This window comes from Mucilaginibacter sp. cycad4 (assembly GCF_034263275.1).
Lineage (GTDB): Bacteria > Bacteroidota > Bacteroidia > Sphingobacteriales > Sphingobacteriaceae > Mucilaginibacter.
The window spans coordinates 2,151,844-2,171,803 of record NZ_CP139559.1 but is presented as its reverse complement, the minus strand read 5'-3'; the positions used below and the strand labels follow the sequence as shown (position 1 = coordinate 2,171,803).

The 19,960-nt window shown below is 40.7% G+C and carries 23 protein-coding genes and 1 riboswitch; of the genes, 12 read left to right on the top strand and 11 right to left on the bottom strand.

All coding sequences use genetic code 11. The features are described 5' to 3' along the window. Positions 1-45: 45 nt before the first annotated feature. From SNE26_RS08830 to SNE26_RS08815, 4 genes are all read left to right on the top strand, one after another. Positions 46-906, top strand: coding sequence for a glycosyltransferase family 2 protein (locus SNE26_RS08830; protein ID WP_321558991.1), 861 nt, complete (start codon positions 46-48; stop codon positions 904-906). A gap of 180 nt (positions 907-1,086) precedes the next feature. Beyond that, on the top strand, positions 1,087-2,175 hold the full coding sequence (locus tag SNE26_RS08825; protein WP_321558990.1) for a GNAT family N-acetyltransferase: 1,089 nt from the start codon (positions 1,087-1,089) through the stop codon (positions 2,173-2,175). A 7-nt stretch (positions 2,176-2,182) separates the two neighbouring features. Continuing rightward, positions 2,183-2,986: a phytanoyl-CoA dioxygenase family protein gene (locus tag SNE26_RS08820; RefSeq protein WP_321558989.1), complete on the top strand. Its 804-nt coding sequence runs from the start codon at positions 2,183-2,185 to the stop codon at positions 2,984-2,986. A gap of 118 nt (positions 2,987-3,104) precedes the next feature. Continuing rightward, a complete protein-coding gene (locus tag SNE26_RS08815; RefSeq protein ID WP_321558988.1) occupies positions 3,105-3,899 on the top strand; it encodes an SDR family oxidoreductase in 795 nt (264 codons plus the stop codon). A 74-nt stretch (positions 3,900-3,973) separates the two neighbouring features. Here the strand turns inward: SNE26_RS08815 and SNE26_RS08810 are convergent, their stop codons facing one another. Next, entirely contained in the window at positions 3,974-4,168 is a 195-nt protein-coding gene (locus tag SNE26_RS08810) for a hypothetical protein (RefSeq protein WP_321558987.1), read from the bottom strand. 175 nt (positions 4,169-4,343) lie between these two features. On the opposite strand from SNE26_RS08810, the gene SNE26_RS08805 reads away from it, so the two are divergent. The 4 genes from SNE26_RS08805 to SNE26_RS08790 are packed head-to-tail and all read left to right on the top strand — an operon-like array spanning position 4,344 to position 7,368. Further along, positions 4,344-4,820, top strand: coding sequence for a DUF4442 domain-containing protein (locus tag SNE26_RS08805; protein ID WP_321558986.1), 477 nt, complete (start codon positions 4,344-4,346; stop codon positions 4,818-4,820). Between the two features lie 8 nt (positions 4,821-4,828). Further along, the gene (locus SNE26_RS08800; protein WP_321558985.1) at positions 4,829-5,287 is read left to right on the top strand and encodes a GNAT family N-acetyltransferase; all 459 of its coding nucleotides are present in this window, start codon (positions 4,829-4,831) and stop codon (positions 5,285-5,287) included. Between the two features lie 13 nt (positions 5,288-5,300). Then, positions 5,301-5,933 carry an ATP-binding protein gene (locus SNE26_RS08795; protein ID WP_321558984.1) on the top strand — a complete coding sequence of 211 codons (633 nt, stop codon included), beginning with the start codon at positions 5,301-5,303 and terminating at the stop codon, positions 5,931-5,933. A gap of 52 nt (positions 5,934-5,985) precedes the next feature. After that, the gene (locus SNE26_RS08790) at positions 5,986-7,368 is read left to right on the top strand and encodes an MATE family efflux transporter (RefSeq protein ID WP_321558983.1); all 1,383 of its coding nucleotides are present in this window, start codon (positions 5,986-5,988) and stop codon (positions 7,366-7,368) included. Here the strand turns inward: SNE26_RS08790 and SNE26_RS08785 are convergent. From SNE26_RS08785 to SNE26_RS08760, 6 genes are read right to left on the bottom strand one after another with little or no spacing between them, the layout of a single operon-like run. Continuing rightward, the gene (locus tag SNE26_RS08785) at positions 7,365-8,267 is read right to left on the bottom strand and encodes a histone deacetylase (RefSeq protein ID WP_321558982.1); all 903 of its coding nucleotides are present in this window, start codon (positions 8,265-8,267) and stop codon (positions 7,365-7,367) included. The genes SNE26_RS08790 and SNE26_RS08785 overlap by 4 nt on opposite strands. A gap of 5 nt (positions 8,268-8,272) precedes the next feature. Beyond that, complete coding sequence (locus SNE26_RS08780) at positions 8,273-9,127, bottom strand: bestrophin family ion channel (RefSeq protein ID WP_321558981.1); 855 nt, start codon at positions 9,125-9,127, stop codon at positions 8,273-8,275. Positions 9,128-9,140: 13 nt separating this feature from the next. After that, a complete protein-coding gene (gene kynU, locus SNE26_RS08775; RefSeq protein WP_321558980.1) occupies positions 9,141-10,424 on the bottom strand; it encodes a kynureninase in 1,284 nt (427 codons plus the stop codon). 25 nt (positions 10,425-10,449) lie between these two features. Then, positions 10,450-11,052, bottom strand: coding sequence for a DNA-3-methyladenine glycosylase (locus tag SNE26_RS08770; RefSeq protein ID WP_321558979.1), 603 nt, complete (start codon positions 11,050-11,052; stop codon positions 10,450-10,452). After that, positions 11,049-11,699 (bottom strand): alpha/beta hydrolase, encoded by a 651-nt coding sequence (locus SNE26_RS08765; RefSeq protein ID WP_321558978.1) that lies wholly within the window; start codon positions 11,697-11,699, stop codon positions 11,049-11,051. The genes SNE26_RS08770 and SNE26_RS08765 overlap by 4 nt, the downstream gene beginning before the upstream one ends. After that, on the bottom strand, positions 11,699-12,175 hold the full coding sequence (locus SNE26_RS08760) for a GAF domain-containing protein (RefSeq protein WP_321558977.1): 477 nt from the start codon (positions 12,173-12,175) through the stop codon (positions 11,699-11,701). The genes SNE26_RS08765 and SNE26_RS08760 overlap by 1 nt, the downstream gene beginning before the upstream one ends. Before the next feature lie 74 nt (positions 12,176-12,249). On the opposite strand from SNE26_RS08760, the gene SNE26_RS08755 reads away from it, so the two are divergent. Then, complete coding sequence (locus SNE26_RS08755) at positions 12,250-12,951, top strand: DUF3291 domain-containing protein (protein WP_321558976.1); 702 nt, start codon at positions 12,250-12,252, stop codon at positions 12,949-12,951. Positions 12,952-12,958: 7 nt separating this feature from the next. After that, entirely contained in the window at positions 12,959-13,207 is a 249-nt protein-coding gene (locus tag SNE26_RS08750; RefSeq protein ID WP_321558975.1) for a hypothetical protein, read from the top strand. A 226-nt stretch (positions 13,208-13,433) separates the two neighbouring features. On the opposite strand, the gene SNE26_RS08745 is transcribed toward SNE26_RS08750, so the two are convergent. The 4 genes from SNE26_RS08745 to SNE26_RS08730 all read right to left on the bottom strand — a co-directional run bounded on the left by SNE26_RS08745 (position 13,434) and on the right by SNE26_RS08730 (position 17,521). After that, entirely contained in the window at positions 13,434-14,147 is a 714-nt protein-coding gene (locus SNE26_RS08745) for a diphthine--ammonia ligase (RefSeq protein WP_321558974.1), read from the bottom strand. Positions 14,148-14,186: 39 nt separating this feature from the next. After that, positions 14,187-14,873 (bottom strand): NAD-dependent deacylase, encoded by a 687-nt coding sequence (locus SNE26_RS08740; RefSeq protein WP_321558973.1) that lies wholly within the window; start codon positions 14,871-14,873, stop codon positions 14,187-14,189. Positions 14,874-14,956: 83 nt separating this feature from the next. Beyond that, positions 14,957-15,520, bottom strand: coding sequence for a DUF6580 family putative transport protein (locus SNE26_RS08735; protein WP_321558972.1), 564 nt, complete (start codon positions 15,518-15,520; stop codon positions 14,957-14,959). A 51-nt stretch (positions 15,521-15,571) separates the two neighbouring features. Beyond that, positions 15,572-17,521 carry a TonB-dependent receptor domain-containing protein gene (locus SNE26_RS08730; RefSeq protein ID WP_321558971.1) on the bottom strand — a complete coding sequence of 650 codons (1,950 nt, stop codon included), beginning with the start codon at positions 17,519-17,521 and terminating at the stop codon, positions 15,572-15,574. Between the two features lie 120 nt (positions 17,522-17,641). Beyond that, positions 17,642-17,840, bottom strand: a riboswitch (cobalamin riboswitch). On the opposite strand from SNE26_RS08730, the gene SNE26_RS08725 reads away from it, so the two are divergent. Both SNE26_RS08725 and SNE26_RS08720 read left to right on the top strand, forming a co-directional pair. Next, complete coding sequence (locus SNE26_RS08725; RefSeq protein WP_321558970.1) at positions 17,815-19,143, top strand: serine hydrolase; 1,329 nt, start codon at positions 17,815-17,817, stop codon at positions 19,141-19,143. It overlaps the preceding riboswitch by 26 nt. Before the next feature lie 65 nt (positions 19,144-19,208). After that, positions 19,209-19,943, top strand: a complete 735-nt coding sequence (locus SNE26_RS08720; protein ID WP_321558969.1) for an SRPBCC family protein — start codon at positions 19,209-19,211, stop codon at positions 19,941-19,943. Positions 19,944-19,960 lie beyond the last annotated feature (17 nt).

Sequence of the window (19,960 nt, the reverse complement as noted above, 5' to 3'; positions counted from 1 at the left end):
GGAAACTCACCTATAATAAGCCTATAAATAAATTTTACCTTTTATATGATAACAGATCAGAACCTGATGGTTAGCGTTTGCTGTACTACTTATAACCATAAAGATTTTATCAGTCAAACTATTGAAAGCTTCCTGATGCAGGAAACTAATTTTCGATATGAAATTGTTATTGGCGATGATTGCTCAACCGATGGCACAACTGAGATATTGAAATTATACAAGGAAAAATACCCGGATAAAATCAAGATAATTTACCCGGAAAAAAACCGTGGCGCTCATTTAAATACAATTAATACTATCAAAGCATGTGAAGGAAAATACATTGCACTTTGTGATGGAGACGACTACTGGACGAGCCCGCAAAAGCTGCAAAAGCAAGTCGACTTTTTAGAAAATAATCCGGACTATATTATTTGCTGCCACTACACGCGGGTAATCGACATCCATGATAATACACTAAATTTAGATCCCAACCCGGTACCGCTTGAGTATACCTATCACGATTTGCTGGTTGGCAAGCAGGTAGAAACCAAAACGGCCACTGTTGTTTATCATAATATCCCTGAAGTTCACGAATTATTTGAAAAACAATGGTATTTGAGCTGTTACGCAGCCGATAAGTTTTTTAAGATTTTCGCGACATTTAATACAGGGCGTAAAATATATGTAATGCCCGAAGTAATGAGTTGTTATCGTAACCATGTTGGAGGTATTTGGAGCATGATAAGGAATGAAGCCCGTATGGAAATGGTTATCAGCGATTTTAACCTGATCATCAGGCGTTTCCATTATCGCGGAATGCAAAAGAAAATGCTCCTGCTGTTGTATGTTAAGAGATATATACTATTTGAGTTGGGCCGGTTTCGGTTACGTAAAGCTTTTGATACTGTAAAATACCTGCTTTAAACTAAATTTATAGTCTTATCTTTCTGGTATACCATTAGTCTGTGCTTTATCGCCTCACTTGAATAATTTTTTCATTTTTTAAAAGCTATTAGCTGTCCAAACACCATCGACTGCTGTATAGCTCCTGCCCTCCCCCCTGGCATATAATCAATAACCCTTTATAATAATAAAGATTCACTTATGAGTTATCGAAGTATCACTATACGTAATAGAAAAGATTGGGACGAATATATAAACCGGTCATGTGCACACGAAGGGTTTCATACCTGGTATTATCATTCTTTAAATACCGAGGGAGAACCACTTTTATTTGTCTATGAAGAGAAAGAACTCTTCATAGCGTTGCCAGTGATCAAAAGAAAGATCGAAAGCTCCGAATACTTCGATATGACTTGTGTGTATGGTTATTCGGGGCCGATATCCAATATTATCCTTACCAGTCTGCCGGCCTCAACAACCATGCAATTTAAAGCTGCATTTACAAATTTCATGAGGGAAGAATCGACCATTTGCATCTTTTCAAGATTACATCCGTTTCTTAATCAGCATCATCTGTTAGAAAATATTGGCGGTATAACGGATAATGGAACAACATTATATGTTGACCTCTCCGTAACTGTTGAAGAGCAGCAAAGTAGATATGATAAAAGGCTTGGCCGCCAAATAAGAAGCCTGCGAAGAATGGGCTTTGTTATCAAGGAAGCAGATACGGTTCAGGAAATCGAAGATTTCGCTGAAATGTATTATAAAAATATGGACAGGTTGAATGCTTCATCCAATTACTATTTTGATGTTCAGCATTTCATCAATCTTCTTAATGAAGAGTACATGAAAAACAAGCTCATTTTAATATACGACGGGCCTAACCTCATGTGCGGAGCGCTCATTTTATTATCTGATAATATTGTCCGAAATCACCTTTCAGCCACTTCACCCGATTACCTGAATATCTCTCCGAGTAAATTGTTAACAGATGAAATAAGCATGATTGGCAGAAGATTGGGAAAAAAGATCTTTCACCTTGGAGGTGGCGTGGGCGGAAAGGAAGATTCTCTTTTTAATTTCAAAAAGCTTTTCTCTAACTTACAGGTAAAAGACCGGATCTGGTGCTACATCAACGATGAACCTGCCTACAACGATCTCGTTTTAAGATCGGGTGTAGATACCAACCCTGAAATTAAATTCTTCCCTTTATATCGTCATCCAAACAGAAAAACACAGGCAGCTACCTCTGAACCCGAAACCACCACAATTGAAAACCTTAATTAATTACAAAATGAAAAATAAGTTTAACTATTCCGATGCTGACCTTACCGTGTTCGACCAGGTAATGGACGAATACGGATGGATTATATACGAGAATGCCCTGGATGATGCCTTCGTTGACGAAATAAGGGATTCATTGGTACCTGCATATGATGCCAGGCGAAAAATTCAAATTGCAAATGGTATAGGCGACAATATGAACGGCACGCTGCACCACCTGGTTGAACGGGAAAGATTTTCACTGAAGTTTCTTGAACGAAAATACTGTGCAGATCAGATGAAACATTTTTTAAAAGGAAATTACATTATTAACTCACTGGGCGCAGTCATTAACTTAAAAGATGAAAAACCTTATGTTCAGAATATCCATCGGGATATAAGAAGTTTTACCGGCGATTTTAAAGTAATGATCCAGATGATGATCACTTTAGATGATTTTACTCCGGAAAACGGATCGACTTATTTTTTATCCGGATCTCATAAAAGCGATGAAAAGCCAGAAAGCGATTTCTTTTATAAAAATGCAGATCGCGCCAATACAAAAAAAGGCAGCATTATTTTATTTGACTCCAATTTGTGGCATGCAGCCGGTAAAAATTACACTGACGCAACAAGGCGGACATTAACCATGGCTTTTACGAAACCCTTCTTTAAGCAACAACTTGATTATCCAAGATTTTTAGGATATGAATTTGGCGAAGGATTGAGCGACGACTTAAGGCAAATTTTAGGTTATAAATCCCGCGTACCCGAAAACTTAAATGAATATTATCAACCTGTTGAAAAAAGAATGTACCAACCCGGCCAGGGTTAAATTTAATTATATTCAAGATTTCGCATTAATTGTCAATACTGTTTAATCTTTGATTTTAAAATCTGCCTTAAGCTAACAACAGTGCTACACTTGTGTTATTAAAGCAAAATTAAAAATCATGGATCTTAAACTTAATGATAAAACAGCACTTGTAACCGGATCAACAGCCGGCATTGGTTACGCTATTGCAAAAGCATTAGGTAACGAGGGTACTGCGGTATACGTAAACGGCAGGAGCCAACCCAAGGTTGATGAAGTTGTTAAAAAATTAACTGCAGAAACCGGGAATAGCAAGATTTACGGCATTGCTGCGGATTTTTCAAACATTCAGCAAATTGAAGCACTCATAGCCCAACTGCCGGAAGTTGATATCCTGGTAAACAATGTTGGTATTTTTGAGCCTAAGCCATTTGCTGAAATTACCGATGCCGACTGGCTGAAGTTTTTTGAAGTTAATGTATTAAGCGGCGTACGATTGTCAAGAGCTTATTTCGATAAGATGATCAACAAAAACTGGGGACGTATTATTTTTATTTCCAGCGAGTCGGCATATCAGATCCCTGAAGAAATGATCCATTACGGAACAACCAAAACTGCCCAAATTGCGGTTGCCCGTGGCCTGGCCGAACTTACAAAAAGTACAGGTGTTACTGTTAATACCGTTTTGCCCGGGCCAACTTTATCTGAAGGTGTTGGTGACTTTATAGAGGCTTTGGCAAAAGACCAGGGCTTAAGTAACGCAGAGGTAGAAAAAGAATTTTTCACCAATATGCGCGGCACATCATTAATAAAGCGGTTTATTACAACAGATGAAATTGCCAGTTTGGTTACATATGTTGCAAGCCCGTTATCGGCAGCAACCAACGGCGCAACTTTGCGGGCCGATGGCGGTGTTATAAAAACGGCGTTCTGAAATTTTAAAGAAAAAGCATAAAAAATCCCGGTTTGGTGAAATACCCAGACCGGGATTTTTTATGCTTTACTAAATTACAAGTTCTTGGTAGTATCCTTTTTGGCAGTATCAGTCTTAGCAGTGTCTGTAGCTGCCGGTGCCGGTGCACTTGTTGAATCCATTTTTGTGCTGTCAGATCCGTCGCCTGCTTTTTTTTCTGAGCTGCAGCTGGTTGCAATAGCGCCTATCATTGCCGCGACAAGTGCGAAACTTAAAAATTGCTTTTTCATAGTTATTTACTTTTGATTAAATGATCAATTTATGTTGAACCATACTATAAACCAAACTTTGGGCTTATTGTTTACCGGTTATTTTGGATTGCATCATCTTTTTTATTTTTGAACATACACTCATTTGATCCACATTTACTATCCTTTGTTTAATTTTTTCCGATATTTAAGCGCTATGGTAGTATCCGAAGGATTATTAAAGTGGGTAATGCGCTTCTACCCCCCTCTCCTTTTCCAGCGCATCTGGGTAGTTAAATTCAGCAAAGGATACCGTGGCGTTGAAGTAAGGATCAGGAAGAGTTTCCTTAACAAAAACTATAATAACTCGATTTTTGGCGGTACGCTTTTTTCGGCTGCGGATCCCTTTTATCCCATACTCTTTTATCAAATACTTAGTCATAAAGGCTATAAACTAATGGTTTGGTCAAAATCAGCAACTGTAAAATATGCAAAGCCGGCGGCAACAAATTTATTTTTTCATATTGAACTGACTGATAGCGACATAGCCCATGCGGAACATGTTTTAAACACCTCCGGTAAATTTATTCGCTCCTTCCCTATTGACATTTACAATAAAGATGGCGAAATATGCGTATCCCTCATGATAGAGGTTTATGTACGAAACTTAAACTTTATTGATACTACTATATAAATATACTGATGACTGTAATTATGAATGACGAGGCTTTTGAAAAAAAGGGCTTCACAATCTCAACCGATAAAAATTTGCTTAACGTTGATATTATTTATGATTACCTGAATAATGAATCGTACTGGGCAAAAGGTATCCCACGGCAAAAAATGGCAAAAGCCATTGAAAACTCCATGTGTTTTGGTATTTATCTAAACGATGAACAGGTTGGTTTTGCACGTGTTGTTACCGATAATGCCACGTTCGCTTATATCTGCGATGTATTTGTTTTACCCGCTTATCGTGGCAAAGGCCTTTCCAAATGGCTGGTACAAACAATTGTTAAGCACCCCGACCTGAAAGGCTTGAGAAGGTGGTCGTTAGCTACCAAAGACGCCCATAATTTGTATAGCCAGTTTGGATTTTCGCCACTCTCCCGCCCGGAAACATGGATGGAGATCTTCACACCTTATATTAAGCCCCAATAATTAATAACAGGCTATGAGTAGAACAAATGTTAAGAAGCTAATTTTTGATGGAGAAGGCGTAACTGTCGACTTTAAAAAAACAATAACCAGCTGCGAAAAAATAGCCCGGACGATGGTGTCATTTGCTAACAACAAAGGTGGTAAATTACTTATTGGCGTAACTGATGATGGAACAATAAAAGGTGTAAAATCTGACGACGAGGAAAGGTACATGATAACAAAGGCAGCTCATTTATTTTCGAGGCCGGCTCTTGAACCTGTTTTTGAAGAGGTGTATTTTGATGATAAATTAGTCCTCGTTGTAGAGATAACCGCAAGCGAGCTAAAGCCCCATTATGCTCTCGCCGAAGATGGCAAATGGTGGGCTTATGTACGCGTTAAAGATAAAAGTGTATTAGCCAGCAAAATTGTGCTGGAAGTTTTAAAACGTTCGTCAAATGATCAGGGTGTTTTAATAGAGTATTCTGAAAACGAAAGCACCTTGCTTGGCCATTTGGAAAAGGCTGGCCGAATCACCATAAAAGAATGCAGCGAACTGCTTAAAGTTGGGCGCAGGCGTGCTCAAAATGTACTCGTTGACCTGATATTATCAGGCCTGGTCAAGATCAACACAACCGAAAAGGAAGAATATTATACAGCCTGCTGACTTTTCTGTGTGCCCGAATGGTTACTTTTGCGCTCCTGTTGCCTGAGTAATTATGAGAGCCGTTTACCAAAAATACAAACCTTATTATCTTGAAAGCCTTAAACTGGCTATCCCGGTAATTATATCAAACGTAGGGCATACGCTCGTTCAAATGTCTGATACCATTATTGTTGGTCACTTTGCAGGTACTGTTTCTTTGGCTGCGGTGTCAACCGTAAACAGCCTCTTTATGGTTCCGCTGGTGATTGGTATGGGTATTTCTTATGGCTTAACGCCACTTATCGCCCAAAACAATGGCCGCAAAAATCATAAAGAGTGCGGGCTGTTACTTTCCAATAGTTTATTCCTGAATATCCTGAGCGGCATTATTCTGTTCTGCGGAATTTATTTTGGCACCATGTTACTTATTGGTCACCTTGACCAATCGCCCCAGGTTGTGAAGGAAGCTAAGCCATATTTATTTTTGCTTAGCCTGTCCCTGATCCCGCTGCTTATCTTCAATACATTCAAGCAGTTTGCCGAAGGCCTGGGCTTCACCAAACAAGCCATGATGATATCCATATGGGGCAACCTTATTAATATTTTGTTCGGGATAATTTTTGTTAAGGGCTTGTTTGGCATCCAACCAATGGGCATCAGAGGTGTGGGCTATAGTACACTTATAGATCGTTGCTTAATGGCAACCGTTATGGGGATCTATGTTTTCCGGTCAAAGAATTTTAAAACTTATTTAACAGATTTTGCTATTAAGAATATCGACAGACTTCGGGGTATCCAGATCATGAAAATCGGGGCGCCTGTGGCAATGCAATACACGTTTGAGATCAGCGCATTCGGCGGTGCTGCATTATTGGTTGGCACCATTGGTGTAGTTGCGCAGGCCGCACACCAGGTAACCATAACCATGGCATCCATGACTTATATGATGGCCAGCGGCATTGGTGCGGCTGCAGCAATTAAGTCGGGTAACTATTTTGGTGTAAGTGATCATCGTAATTTAAGGCTTGCGGCTATCTCCAACTATCATATTGTACTGTTGTTCATGAGTTTTACGGCGGTAGTATTTGCTTTAGGCAGGCATCTTTTACCATGGATAATTACTTCGGATAAAGAGGTAATTGCTATTGCATCACAACTACTTATCATAGCAGCATTTTTTCAATTATTTGATGGTGCGCAGGTTGTTGGGCTTGGCGTGCTAAGGGGCATGGGCGACGTAAATATCCCAACCGTTATTACTTTTCTGGCTTACTGGATAATTGGTTTGCCTGTTGGTTACCTACTTGGTATTAAATTAAATCTTGGCGTATATGGGGTTTGGTATGGCCTTGTGTTGGGCCTGGGAACTGCTTCGGTACTTTTATTTGTACGTTTTAACCTGCTTAGTAAAAGCCACAAGATAAAGCCTGTAATGCCCATAATAGCCAAAGATTAAAAATAAAGGTCGATAGCTGCTTTGAATGTATTGCAATGCGCTTCAACAATATCTTTAATCTGCGGTGAATAGCCTCCTCCCATACTTACCTGTACCGGTATATTGCGTTTGATGCATTGTTCAAAAACAAACTGATCACGGGCTTTGCACGCTTCTTTGCTCAGGGTGAGCTTGCCCAGCTTATCGGTGGCCAAAATATCAACACCCGAAAGGTAAAAAATAAAGTCAGGCTTACGTTGCTCAATCAATCGCGGCAGGGTTGTTTTAAGTATGTCGAGAAACTCGTCATCGCTTACGCCATCCTGTAAAGGGATATCCAGATCAGAATGTTCCTTTCTGTATGGAAAATTGTTGGCCCCATGCATAGAGAAAGTAAATACCCTGGGCTCATTTTCAAAAATTTCGGCAGTGCCGTTACCCTGGTGCACATCTAAATCAATTATTAAGATAGAGGTAGCTAATTTATTATACAATAAATAATTAGCTGCTATTGCCTGGTCATTTAACAAGCAGAAACCTTCGCCCCAGTTACTGCCTGCGTGATGTGTTCCGCCTGCAACATTGAATGCAACACCATCCTCAAAAGCATACCGGCAGCCATCGATTGTACCCTTTGCTATCCTCACCTCCCGTTCAACCAACCGCGCCGATAAAGGAAAACCCGTACGGCGTTGTTCTTTTGGTGAAAGCGTGAGATCGCGAAGCTGGCGCCAGTAATTTACATCATGGGTACGGATAATGATATCTTCTTCCAGCAGGCCGGGCGAAAACAGGTTACCCGTACTTATCACGCCTTCATGTAATAACTGGGCCGGGATCAGTTCATACTTCAGCATCGGAAAGCGGTGGCCTTCGGGCATCGGATGGGCGTATATCGGATCGTAAGCTATTTTGAGCATGCGTTTTATCCTATCAACTCCCCTACATGTTTTTGAATGTTTTCGCAAATGCTATCCAAGGGTAAATCATTGGCATCACGACCAAATGGGTCCTCAATTTCTTCGGCTAATAATTCAATACTCGCAAAAACAAAAAGTACAAAGCAGATTATCGGGATAATAAAATACTTGAGATCAAAGGCCCAGGTAAACGGCAGGGTCATGATGTATGTAAAGATAAATTTCTTAATAAATACATTGTAAGAAAACGGAATAGGTGTTTTCTTAATTCGTTCACAAGCGCCGCAAATATCTGTAAAAGAAGTAATTTCGGCTGTTATGCTAAACAATTGCTCCGGGTTAATAACACCTTCTTTATTTAACCGGTAAATATTTTTGATCATTTCGGAAGCCACCTGATTAGGCACATGCTTTTGAGCATCAACACTGACGAACGACTGCTCCTCCGGAACATATTCATCCCGTAAATGATCTCTCAGGGCCCTTGCATAACGGGGAATAGCATAGTTGAAAAAAGCCAGTTCATCTTCGCTAATCAGGTGCTTTAATTTAATTGCGAGATTGCGGCTATTGTTCACCAGGCTTCCCCAGATCTTGCGGCCCTCCCACCAGCGGTCATAAGCCGAATTGATACGAAAGGCCAATAACAATGAAAATACAAAACCGATAGTCTGATGAATAAAGATTACCTTCTTGAGTATGCTTGTATCGGGCAGCTGCCAAAAGTCGATCAGGAAATAAGTAACCACGCCTGCATATGCACCTACTGCAATCATCAGCGGAAACAACTCGCGAAGTGTTTCGGCCTTATTTATTTTAAAAATGAATGAAAACCATTCTTTGGGATTATAATAAACCATATCTGTGCAAAATTTAAACAGCTTTTAATGCATCAGCCATCAATCTGACTGCTTTGTAAACATCCTCAAATGTATTGTAAAGTGGTACAGGGCTCAGGCGGATCACATCAGGTTCGCGCCAGTCGCCTATAACGCCGTTTTGTGCCAGATAGTTAAAAATTGCCCGCGCATTTCGCTTGCAAACTACCGAAAGCTGGCAGCCACGGATTGCCGGATCGCCAGGTGTAATGATTCTGTAGATCTCCTCACCTTCCTGTTGATTGATTGCCTGGATTAAAAACTCTAAATAGCCCGTTAAACGAACGCTTTTCTCTCGAAGGATGCCTAAACCGCCCGCATCATCAAAAATAGCCATAGAGGCTTTAAACAAAGCGAGAAGCAATATTGGACTTGTGCTTACCTGCCAGCCGGCTGCGCCAACCTCGGGATCGAAACCCGGGGCCATCAGAAACTGCTTATCCCTGCGGTATCCCCACCAGCCGGCAAACCTGTTCATCTCTTTACCTGTAAAATGTTTTTCGTGTACAAAAATACCGCTTATGCCGCCCGGCCCCGAGTTCATGTATTTATACGAACACCAGCAAGCAAAATCGGCGCCCCAGTTGTGCAATTGCAATGGGACATTGCCCGCAGCATGGGCCAGATCAAACCCGGCATAAGCTCCTGCCGCATGAGCAGCATCAGCTATCGCTTTAAGATCGAAGAACTGCCCGGTATAATAATTGATCCCGCCAAACAGCACTAATGCAAGTTCATTTTGGTTTTGATCAATGGCCTGGATGATATCTTCAGTACGTAATGTAACCTCGCCCTCCCGCGGAAAAATCTCAATTATCGCATCTTTAGGGTTGAAGCCATGAAACCTCACCTGGCTTTCCATTGCGTATTGATCTGAAGGGAAAGCCCCTCCTTCCATGATAATTTTAAAACGTTTATTATCTGGTTTATAAAAACTTACCATCAATAAATGAAGGTTTACTGTAAGTGAATTCATTACGGTAACTTCATTTTCCCGGGCTCCTACGAGGCGGGCAATTGAGCCGGTAACAGATTTATGATAGTCAAGCCAGGGGTCATTGCCCTGGAACCAACCTTCGACAGCAAGGTTTTCCCAGGTGTTTAATTGATCGGCCAGGTATTGCTGTGCTGATACGGGTTGCAATCCAAGTGAATTACCGCAAAGGTAAACTGCATCTTCGCCGTTGTGCTTTGGAATTAAGAAGCGGCTTCTAAAATCTTTTAGCGAATCCTGCTCATCCTGCTGCCGGGCAAATGCCAGATCGTTTTGATAGTTCATTCGCCAATATTACAAAATAGCAAGCTTATTTATTGGGCTTGCTCACGTAAATATTGCCTTTTACATAGAAACGATAAGGCAGTAAAGCATCTTCGGCGGCATAATCTACCCCTATCCTCGGGCCCGCTTTTATCTGCTCATCAGGAAAAGTTAAACCACGATCTTCGAGCCAAATAGTATCGCCTTGCAAGCTATACGCATTGATATTGCGCGAAATCCCTAAAGCCTTAGCTAGCGAACCGGGGCCTGCCGTAATATTAGGCTTTAGCACTGCCATATTACGCCGTACTTGCATAGCCTCGATACCATCAGTAGGTTGGATGGCCCTGATGAGTATTGCCTGTGGATGCCCTTCAACAGAAGTAACGATATTGAACATTTCGTGAATACCATAACAGAGATAAACGTAAGCTATGCCGCCCTGCATGAACATGGTTTTAGTCCGGGATGTAAGTCGATTACCAAAAGCGTGTGAAGCTTTATCTGCAACGCCATTATAGGCCTCTGTTTCAACAATATAACCTCCTGTAATTACACCATCTATACAAGTAAATAAATACTTGCCTAACAAATCTTTACTGATACTTACAACATCATCGCCCAGATAATAACTTTCAGGTATTTTCATTTTTTCAGTATCCCCTTCAATAATTTATTGATCTCTTTTGCCTTATCGAAGATCATGATATGCGTACCGCCCTTAACAATGGTAGCATCTTTTATTCTTTTATAGTTAAACACCAGGTCTTTATCACCAGTAATGTGGTAGAGATTTGGTGGAATAATGTCGTTTTTCCAATGCAGGATAGCATACATGGCCCATTTCATAAATACCGGCGACGATTTTTTGAGCATGTCGCCGAATAACCACGCGTCCTCCCGGCTCATGTTCCCAAACAACGGTTTTGCCATACCTCCCATCGAATTAAATATCTTACCCGGAATGAGTTTGTAAACAGGCAACGTGCGGAAAAGACTAAAATACCGTGGTGCCTCATCGCTGGTTTTAATACTGGAGATTAAAATGACCTTTTCAACAGGTATGAACTTTGCCATTTCAACAGCGATAACCCCGCCTAAGGAGTTGCCGATCAGTACTGAGTTTGGTTTGATATTGTATTGATAAATAAGTCTTTGCGCGTAAGTAACTAAAGTATCATTTAAATCAGGTTCAACCCAGTCGATAGTTGTTACTTCGTGCTCATCGTTAAGGTTGATATTGTTGTATACGCGCGTATCGGCGCCAAGGCCGGCAATCAGATAGATCCTGCTCATTAAAAATTAATAAGCTTTACTATTTGCTCAAGATACTGTGCGTCGGTTTCGTTGAACTGATCCAGCAGTTCACTATCCACATCAAGTACAGCCACTACTTTATTATCTTTAAACACAGGCACCACAATTTCCGAGCGGGAAAGTGAGCTGCAAGCAATATGCCCCGGAAATGCATCAACATCGGGCACAACCAGTGTCTTTGCTTGCTGCCAGGCCGCTCCGCAAACACCTTTCCCTAAGCCGATGCGGGTACAGGCTACAGGTCCCTGAAACGGCCCTAAAACCAGCTCATTTTCTTTTACCAAATAAAATCCCACCCAAAACCATTTAAACTGTTCCTTTAAAGCTGCAGCGACGTTTGCCATATTGGCGACCAAATCGGGCTCACCATAGAGTAAAGCCTCAATTTGCGGGATAAGCGCGGTGTATTGATCGGTTTTATCGGTTGATGTGGTAATTGTTAAATCCTCTGCCATGGTACAAAAGTAAGGATGTGGTATTGAAAGTAAATAAGGCAAATATCATATTTAATCTTTTATTTAGCATTTGCATGATTGTTAGCCTCACTATAATCCGCTACCGTAAGCTGTTTATTCCTTTTGCCCTGCTGGCTATGGCTATTCATCGCCTCCCATTGTTAATGCAAAAAGGATGCAGCTTTTACAAGCTTCTGGGCTCAGGCAAAAACGGAACTTTTGATCTTGAACCCGATTGGCAGCAATGGGGTTTATTGGCTTGCTGGGATAACCGCAAAGATTTCGATGAGTTTTACAGTAAATCTTTCGTAACCTCCTGGTGGAAAACATTGGGTGCCGAAAGCTGGACAATGCTTTGCCAACCCCTGCAAAGCCATGGAAGCTGGGATGGCAAAGAACCTTTTGGTAAGCCCGAAGCGAACGAGATCAATGGCCCTGTTGCAGTACTTACCCGCGCCACCATAAGGTTTAACAGGTTAAAGAATTTTTGGGCTAACGTTGACGCGGTTGCAGATATGATGAAATCTGTACCTGGGTACATCAACTCGTTTGGCATTGGCGAAGCGCCGGTATACAGGCAGGCTACATTTTCTGTTTGGGAAAGCCTGGATCATGTAAAAGCTTTTGCCTATAAAAGCCCTGAACATGCCGAAGTGATAAAAAAGACAAGAAGTGAAAGCTGGTATAGCGAAGAGCTCTTCGCCCGGTTTAAACCTGTTACAAGCTTTGGTACCATCAATGGAAAAGACCCCTTAAACGGTTTATTGGATAAATAAAAAAGACATGAGAATTATTGCAGAACTCCCGCACCTGGATTTTAAGATCTCTATCCTGAATATGAACAATAAATTTATTGTAAAGATAGAGCAGGGCTCCCTTGAGCAAAGTTACAAGATCCCCGAGATGGATTTAACCGACGGTGTTAACAGTGTTTTTGAATTACTTGATGACGAGTTTTTAAAGAAAGTAGCTACCCGCTTTAACGATATGCGCACCGATTATAAAGATGCATATTTCAGATACAATTATTGAATTAATCTTGTTAATAGTATTGATAATTAGATATTTATAAATCTACATTCCCTAAAACAAAATTTAATTTGGCAAGATGGTGCCTTTTGAGTAAATAATTCCTCTTGGTTTATTACTTATATGAATAAAAACTTGAATTATTATATATTAACATATTGATAAACAAGATATTTATAATATTAAACAAAATTTAATTTTGGACGGTATTTAGCCAAATAACACAAGGTTAAGCCGGTAAAAAGTCGCAATACCAAAAGCCGGAAGGCTTTGAGTCTGAAATGGAGGCACATGAATCATCAGCATTTTTTGGTGCGGCATATTCCTTAAAAATCTTTACGCTGGTTATATATTTTATTTCATGCGCAAATATCGGCCCCTTAAAAGTAAAGGTGTGAAACTCCCCGTTCTCGCCGCATACATCAACATTCTCAGGCAAAGCGTCAATTAGTTCTCTGCTGATTTCTTTTCCAACTATCCTTTCCAGGCGCTGCTGGGTACAGGCTATCACAGTTCCGAAACCGAGATCTAAAAACTCATTGATAAGCTCGCAAGTGTCTCGTTTCCACAATGGGTAAATACCGGTGAGGCCAGCTTCGCCTAACCGGGCATCACGATAATCCCGCAAATCCTGTAAAAATATATCGCCAAAAATTGAATGGGTTATGCCTTCAGTTTTAAAACGGGTCAAATGATGGCGCATCACATCATCGTACTCCTTCATACCGGGCATTTCGGGCAGGCGGATCTCGTACAATGGAATGCCGATAGCTTTAGCCTGTTTGATCAGCAACTCCGTCCTTACTCCATGCATCGAAATCCTGTCGGCCGCGTCATTAATGGTGGTTACAAGATACGCTATCTCAATCTCCGGATTTTGCAGGCAATAGTATAAGGCGAGGGCGCTGTCTTTACCGCCGCTCCAATTGAAGATGCACTTCATAAATAGTTATTGATTTAGTAAGTTAGCGAATTAGTGATTTCAATCTTTCAATAATTCGTTCACCAGCGCCGGCACGCCAATTGTAGCCTTTTCCTGGATCTTAATTAGGTTTCCCCTTACATTTACTGAAGGGATATTGGGATCAATAATATATTTCGGCACTTCAGGGTCAACATAACCTATCAGTCCCGCAGCCGGGTAAACTGCCAGCGAGGATCCAACAAGGATAAATAAATCAGCGCCGGCGCAGATCATAGCTGCCTGCTCTATCATTGGCACAGGCTCACCAAACCAAACAACATGGGCGCGCAATTGTGAGCCTAATTCACATTTCTCGCCCATTTTAATTTCCCAGCCATCAATTGGATAAGTAAGCTCCGGTTTGATACTTGATTGCGACCGGGTAATGATGCCGTGCAAATGTACTACGTTAGTTGAACCTGCCCTTTCATGCAGGTCGTCGATGTTTTGTGTAACAATGGTTACTTTATATTTTTCTTCGAGCGCGGCAAGGGCAAAATGCGCCGCGTTAGGCTTTACTTCCAATACAGTTTTACGGCGCTCGTTATAAAATTGCTGTACCATAACCGGGTTATGTTCCCAGGCTTCAGGGGTCGCAACATCTTCAATATTGTAGCCCTCCCACAACCCATCGCTGTCCCTGAATGTTTTTAAGCCGCTTTCGGCGCTGATACCTGCTCCGGTTAGTATTACTATATTTTTCATATTGAATTAAGTAGATGGCTGGTAGCCCACAAAAAAAGCGGATCGTTTTTCAACAATCCGCTTTAAATTTAAGTTCATTTATCTTATAAAGCCAATTGCTTTTTATCCTGCAAAAAAGTATACTTATTCTTAGCTAACTCAAAGCTACCAAAAAGTATCGCGCTAAACACAAATGTTCCGTATAGAAGATTGTATTCAAATGGTATGGCAGCTACTAATGATTGACCATAACCTGCAAGTGTATGCGGATACAATTCACCTGGCAAATCGGTGAGCAGCCAATGGATAAGCACCGGGGCTGTTGAAGCTAATAATATATTTAAAACATTAACTTTTTTAATCAAACTGCCAACCAAAACCATTAATGCAAAGCTTAAATACACCCAAAAGGTTACACTGTAACCAAATGTAATTGTTGATGTACGTAGATAGTTGATCACTAAATCAGTGAAAAATAAAGTCGCCAATACAACGATATAGCCTTTCCACTTGTCCTTAAAGTACACTCCTCCAAATAGGGCTATTGCCCCAACAGGGGTGAAATTATATAGTGATGGAAAATAAAGAGCAAGCACCCTAAATATCGCGGCTATTGCTATCATTATAATCAAAAACAGATTGCGGTTGGTGTTATCTTTTGCGGTCATGATTTTATATATGGCGTAAAATTACTTAATAATCCGTACAATAAACAAACGCTATTTAAATTGATACCTTGCGCCAAGCATAAAGTTAATACCGCGTGTATTGTATCCTAACCAGTCTACGTACTTAGTATCCAAAACGTTGTTCAGGTCGCCAAAAACATTTAAATTTTTTGTTGCTTTATATTCCAGGTGCAAATCAACCAGGTTGTAATGCTTCAGCGTAATCACACTTGATTCAAAGTTTATAAAAGCCAGATCGGTACGGTTGCCTGTATATTTGTAGTTAACGCCAACCTGAAAATCGTTTAAAACATCATAACTGATGTTGGCACCCAAAGTATTCTTAGGCCTGCGGTAAAGATTGCCGGTTTGTGCACCAGTTTCATCAGTAAGCTTACCTGTTACATAAGCGTAATATGCAGATGCATGAATTTTATTGTCGTGATATTTCAACTCGGTTTCAAAGCCTTTATCTTTTTGCTGTTGCCCGTTTGCATATTGACTATAAGGGGGGCCAGGCAGGTTTTTAAAATAGATGACATCTTTGGTATTGCGCTTGAAAAACTGGGTATTAAATGAAAGTGTATTCTTAACAATTTCCCAGTCAAAACCTGCTTCGTACGATGTAGTGATTTCAGGGTTTAATTTAGGATTACCATATTCTGAAAACAACTGGTATAATGAAGGAGACCTAAATGCAGAAGCTATTGTACCAAAGATCTTAAACTGATCAGCAAGGAATAATGATGGATTGATAGTGTAGGTAAACTTATCGCCGTATTTGCTATGATTATTATACCTACCACCCAATTCCATGTGGAAGATATCATATTTGAAAAACAACGATGTATATGCACTAAATATGTTATTAGCAGCATCGCCTGCTTTGATAATGCTTGCAGGTGACTGGTAAGCTGTCGACTCATACAGACTGTACTGGCTTGTGTTGCTGTATTTAAAGGCCGCACCACTGGTGATATCCAAATACTTATTCAATTCATAATTAAACACAGCTTCGGCATTGGTTATACGGCCTGTATTTTTCGTAACCTGGTGGGTTCCGCCATTATCGGATGGCAGGTTAGTAAAATTATTTTGGACTGTATTTTGTGACAGGTTCACATTAAGGTTACCTTTAGGCAAAATCCATTTTGCACCTACACCACCAAATAAGAATGTGTTTTTATAAGTGTAATCATTATCACTTATAAAAGCGCCATATGGTAAATCGCCCGTGTTATGGCTTACCTGCAGGTTTCCGTTCAGAATAAATTTTGATGAAATATACTGGTTCAGATTTACACTGGCCGAGCGTTGGTGAAAACCATCTTTCTTGAAACCACCTTTGCCCGTGGTATCTGTAGCTGCTGCAAAACCTTTTGAATCGGTATTTGAAAGGTTAATAGCTATACCTGTATTTTTTACCCGCCCAATTAGTGAGGCCGACTCTTTAAACGTACTGTAGCTGCCGCCGGTTAGCTGCAGGCCGCCGGTCAATCCTTGTTCTTTAGCTTTTTTGGTGATGATATTGATAACACCCGCTACAGCATCGGATCCATATAGTGTTGAACCGCTTCCTTTTAAAATCTCGATATGATCTACCATGTCCAGCGAAAAGGCGTTAAGGTCATAACTTCCATCGATGCCCGAAGCATTGTTTACCGGGAAACCATCAACAAGCACGAGCGTGTTACCTGACGAAGCCCCGCGCAGGAAAACCGAAGTGCTGATGCCAGGGGCGTTATTTGCACCTGAAAAAGTTATACCGGCAACGGTATTTAATAATTGAGGTAATGATTTGCCCTGCGATTTATTGATCTCATCCGCAGAGATTATGGTAACAACGCGGCCAATATCTGACAGCTTTTTGGGCGACCGGCTTGCAGTTACTACTACCGTATTTAATGTGCGTGTGGTATCCTGTGCGTATGCGCTTGTGGCAGATAAACCAACTGCTAATAAGCCGAAACCCAAAGTAATTTTAGCGTACTTTTTTTCCATGTATAATGTATATGTGTAAAATAATAATGCATACGAAATAGCATACACGGAAATGAATAAAAATGAAAACACGCCAAATGAAGAGCATTCACATCCAAGCTTCAATCCCCGAAAGCTATGAATAACATATAATGCCTTGGCAGGTCTTCTGACTTACTCCCCTTTTTGCCTGGCCTTCCCTCCTGTTTACAGAAAGTGACCTTATAGATTTGGCAACGGTTACGGAGCTTACAGCTGCGGGACAGTTACGGACTTACACCGTATTCCCTTTTAATTCATTAAAAAATAGTTTAATGAAACCTAAAGCGCTGCAAAAGTACAATAAGTATCTGTTAACCTCAAACTACATAACTATATTTATCATGATGAAACATTGCTGCATTTTATTATTGATGATGAGCGCACTTGGCAGTTTTGCCCAGCAACCTGATACCATTTTTCTGAAAGGCTTACTATATAGCCATCCCGAACTATTTTCAGGCATTTTGAACCATCCTGCACAAAACGAAATACAGATCATGTATACCCGGATCGACAGGGATAAAGACAATGTTCCGCACTTTACTTCATACAGCTATCGCCTTAATGCGCGTCATTATTTTTACCCGGCAAGCACGGTAAAGCTTCCTACAGCCATATTTGCCATTGAAAAATTAAACGAGTTAAAAATAAAAGGCTTAAGCCGCAAATCGGTCATGATCACCGATAGCGCATTTGCCGGCCAGACTAAAGTTAAAATAGATACATCATCCTCAACAGGTTTGCCGAGCATCGAAAACTATATTAAAAAGATCTTGCTGGTAAGCGATAATGATGCATATAACCGGCTCTACGAGTTTGTCGGCCGTGCTGAGGTTAACCAGAAGCTTAAGAAATATCATCTTAACAACACCCGTATTGTGGGCAGGTTAGCCATCGGCGATGCCGGTGAGAGTACAAGACATACCAATCCCATCGATTTTTATGACGATGGCAGGCTGGTTTATCATAAGCCGGCATTATATGATGTTTTGAATTATCCTATGCACCTTGAAAATATGCTGCAAGGCAAAGCTTATTTAGATAGCAGCGACCGGCTGGTTAATAAACCGCTTGATTTTTCTGAAAAGAATGTTTACCCCCTTGCTGATCAGCAAATGGTGCTTAAGCGATTGCTGTTCCCCGAAACTTTCCCGAAAACACAGCGCTTTAATTTAAAGCAGGACGACTATCGCTTCGTTTACCGTTATATGAGCACCTTCCCTACCGAAAACACAAAACCCACCTATAACCGGCCTGAATATTTCCCTGCCTATTGCAAGTTTTTGTTTTATGGAGGTGACAGCACCGCTATTATTAACCCCGATATCAGGATCTTCAATAAAGTTGGTGATAGCTATGGTTATGATATTGACAACGCCTATATCGTAGATTTTAAAAACAAGGTGGAGTTTATGCTCAGTGCCGTTGTACAATCAAACGAGGATGGGATCCTGAACGATAATAAATATGAATACGCTACCGTATGCCTGCCTTTCCTGAAAAATCTTGGCCGGGTGATATATCAGTATGAATTAAATCGCCCTAAAAAGCACCTGCCCGATTTAACTAAATTTAAATTCACCTATAGCAAAAAGAAATAAAATTCACTTCAGGAAAACTTAGTGGCGCAATGGGTGTTTTAAAAACGACAACTATTTAAAAACCTATGGCAACTACAATAGTAAAATATACCGACAACTTCCCCGTGCTTTATGGCGATGACCGCATAAACCTGAACTGGCCCGAACGCTTTACCTCTATTGCAGGTGGCATGAAACTCGGTTTTTCAGGCTTTAAAAACATTTTCAAAAATCCGTTTGCAAGTATCGTAAAAATAGGCGCCGGTGGTTACTTGTTAAACCGGGGCATTACCGGGCATTGTGAGCTTTATAAACGCATTGGCAAGCTATCAACCAATCCCATAAATGTAAATATCCGCTCGTCTTTTGTAGTAAATAAACCTCGGCAAAAGGTTTACGCATTTTGGCGCAAACTTGATAACCTGCCCCTTTTTATGAAACACCTGGAAAGTGTGGAGGTCATCGACTCAAAATACTCGCATTGGGTGCTCAAATTACCTAAAAACGTTGCTACGGTTAGCTGGCATGCTGAGATTGTTCATGACGAACCTAATGAAGTAATCGGGTGGAGCTCCCTGTCCGATTCAATGATCAATAATGCCGGTAAAGTACGCTTTCAGGATACTGTTGACGGGCAAGGCACCATTGTTGATGTAGTGATCAGTTATCAGCCCCCGGCAGGCGGTGTAGGCGCAGGCATAGCCAAAATACTAAACCCGGTATTCAAAAACATGGTTGACAAGGATATCCAGAATTTTAAACAGTATATGGATATTAATAACGATCCGGATGAGTTTGTTGAGGTGATTGTTGTTAAATAATAAAATTACGACATTTA

What these genes read in the sequence shown, in the direction of transcription:
- SNE26_RS08830 (WP_321558991.1), top strand. Translation starts at nt 46, where the DNA reads ATGATAACAGATCAGAACCTGATGGTTAGCGTTTGCTGTACTACTTAT.
- SNE26_RS08825 (WP_321558990.1), top strand. Translation starts at nt 1,087, where the DNA reads ATGAGTTATCGAAGTATCACTATACGTAATAGAAAAGATTGGGACGAA.
- SNE26_RS08820 (WP_321558989.1), top strand. Translation starts at nt 2,183, where the DNA reads ATGAAAAATAAGTTTAACTATTCCGATGCTGACCTTACCGTGTTCGAC.
- SNE26_RS08815 (WP_321558988.1), top strand. Translation starts at nt 3,105, where the DNA reads ATGGATCTTAAACTTAATGATAAAACAGCACTTGTAACCGGATCAACA.
- SNE26_RS08810 (WP_321558987.1), bottom strand. Translation starts at nt 4,168, where the DNA reads ATGAAAAAGCAATTTTTAAGTTTCGCACTTGTCGCGGCAATGATAGGC.
- SNE26_RS08805 (WP_321558986.1), top strand. Translation starts at nt 4,344, where the DNA reads ATGGTAGTATCCGAAGGATTATTAAAGTGGGTAATGCGCTTCTACCCC.
- SNE26_RS08800 (WP_321558985.1), top strand. Translation starts at nt 4,829, where the DNA reads ATGACTGTAATTATGAATGACGAGGCTTTTGAAAAAAAGGGCTTCACA.
- SNE26_RS08795 (WP_321558984.1), top strand. Translation starts at nt 5,301, where the DNA reads ATGAGTAGAACAAATGTTAAGAAGCTAATTTTTGATGGAGAAGGCGTA.
- SNE26_RS08790 (WP_321558983.1), top strand. Translation starts at nt 5,986, where the DNA reads ATGAGAGCCGTTTACCAAAAATACAAACCTTATTATCTTGAAAGCCTT.
- SNE26_RS08785 (WP_321558982.1), bottom strand. Translation starts at nt 8,267, where the DNA reads ATGCTCAAAATAGCTTACGATCCGATATACGCCCATCCGATGCCCGAA.
- SNE26_RS08780 (WP_321558981.1), bottom strand. Translation starts at nt 9,127, where the DNA reads ATGGTTTATTATAATCCCAAAGAATGGTTTTCATTCATTTTTAAAATA.
- kynU (WP_321558980.1), bottom strand. Translation starts at nt 10,424, where the DNA reads ATGAACTATCAAAACGATCTGGCATTTGCCCGGCAGCAGGATGAGCAG.
- SNE26_RS08770 (WP_321558979.1), bottom strand. Translation starts at nt 11,052, where the DNA reads ATGAAAATACCTGAAAGTTATTATCTGGGCGATGATGTTGTAAGTATC.
- SNE26_RS08765 (WP_321558978.1), bottom strand. Translation starts at nt 11,699, where the DNA reads ATGAGCAGGATCTATCTGATTGCCGGCCTTGGCGCCGATACGCGCGTA.
- SNE26_RS08760 (WP_321558977.1), bottom strand. Translation starts at nt 12,175, where the DNA reads ATGGCAGAGGATTTAACAATTACCACATCAACCGATAAAACCGATCAA.
- SNE26_RS08755 (WP_321558976.1), top strand. Translation starts at nt 12,250, where the DNA reads ATGATTGTTAGCCTCACTATAATCCGCTACCGTAAGCTGTTTATTCCT.
- SNE26_RS08750 (WP_321558975.1), top strand. Translation starts at nt 12,959, where the DNA reads ATGAGAATTATTGCAGAACTCCCGCACCTGGATTTTAAGATCTCTATC.
- SNE26_RS08745 (WP_321558974.1), bottom strand. Translation starts at nt 14,147, where the DNA reads ATGAAGTGCATCTTCAATTGGAGCGGCGGTAAAGACAGCGCCCTCGCC.
- SNE26_RS08740 (WP_321558973.1), bottom strand. Translation starts at nt 14,873, where the DNA reads ATGAAAAATATAGTAATACTAACCGGAGCAGGTATCAGCGCCGAAAGC.
- SNE26_RS08735 (WP_321558972.1), bottom strand. Translation starts at nt 15,520, where the DNA reads ATGACCGCAAAAGATAACACCAACCGCAATCTGTTTTTGATTATAATG.
- SNE26_RS08730 (WP_321558971.1), bottom strand. Translation starts at nt 17,521, where the DNA reads ATGGAAAAAAAGTACGCTAAAATTACTTTGGGTTTCGGCTTATTAGCA.
- SNE26_RS08725 (WP_321558970.1), top strand. Translation starts at nt 17,815, where the DNA reads ATGAAACCTAAAGCGCTGCAAAAGTACAATAAGTATCTGTTAACCTCA.
- SNE26_RS08720 (WP_321558969.1), top strand. Translation starts at nt 19,209, where the DNA reads ATGGCAACTACAATAGTAAAATATACCGACAACTTCCCCGTGCTTTAT.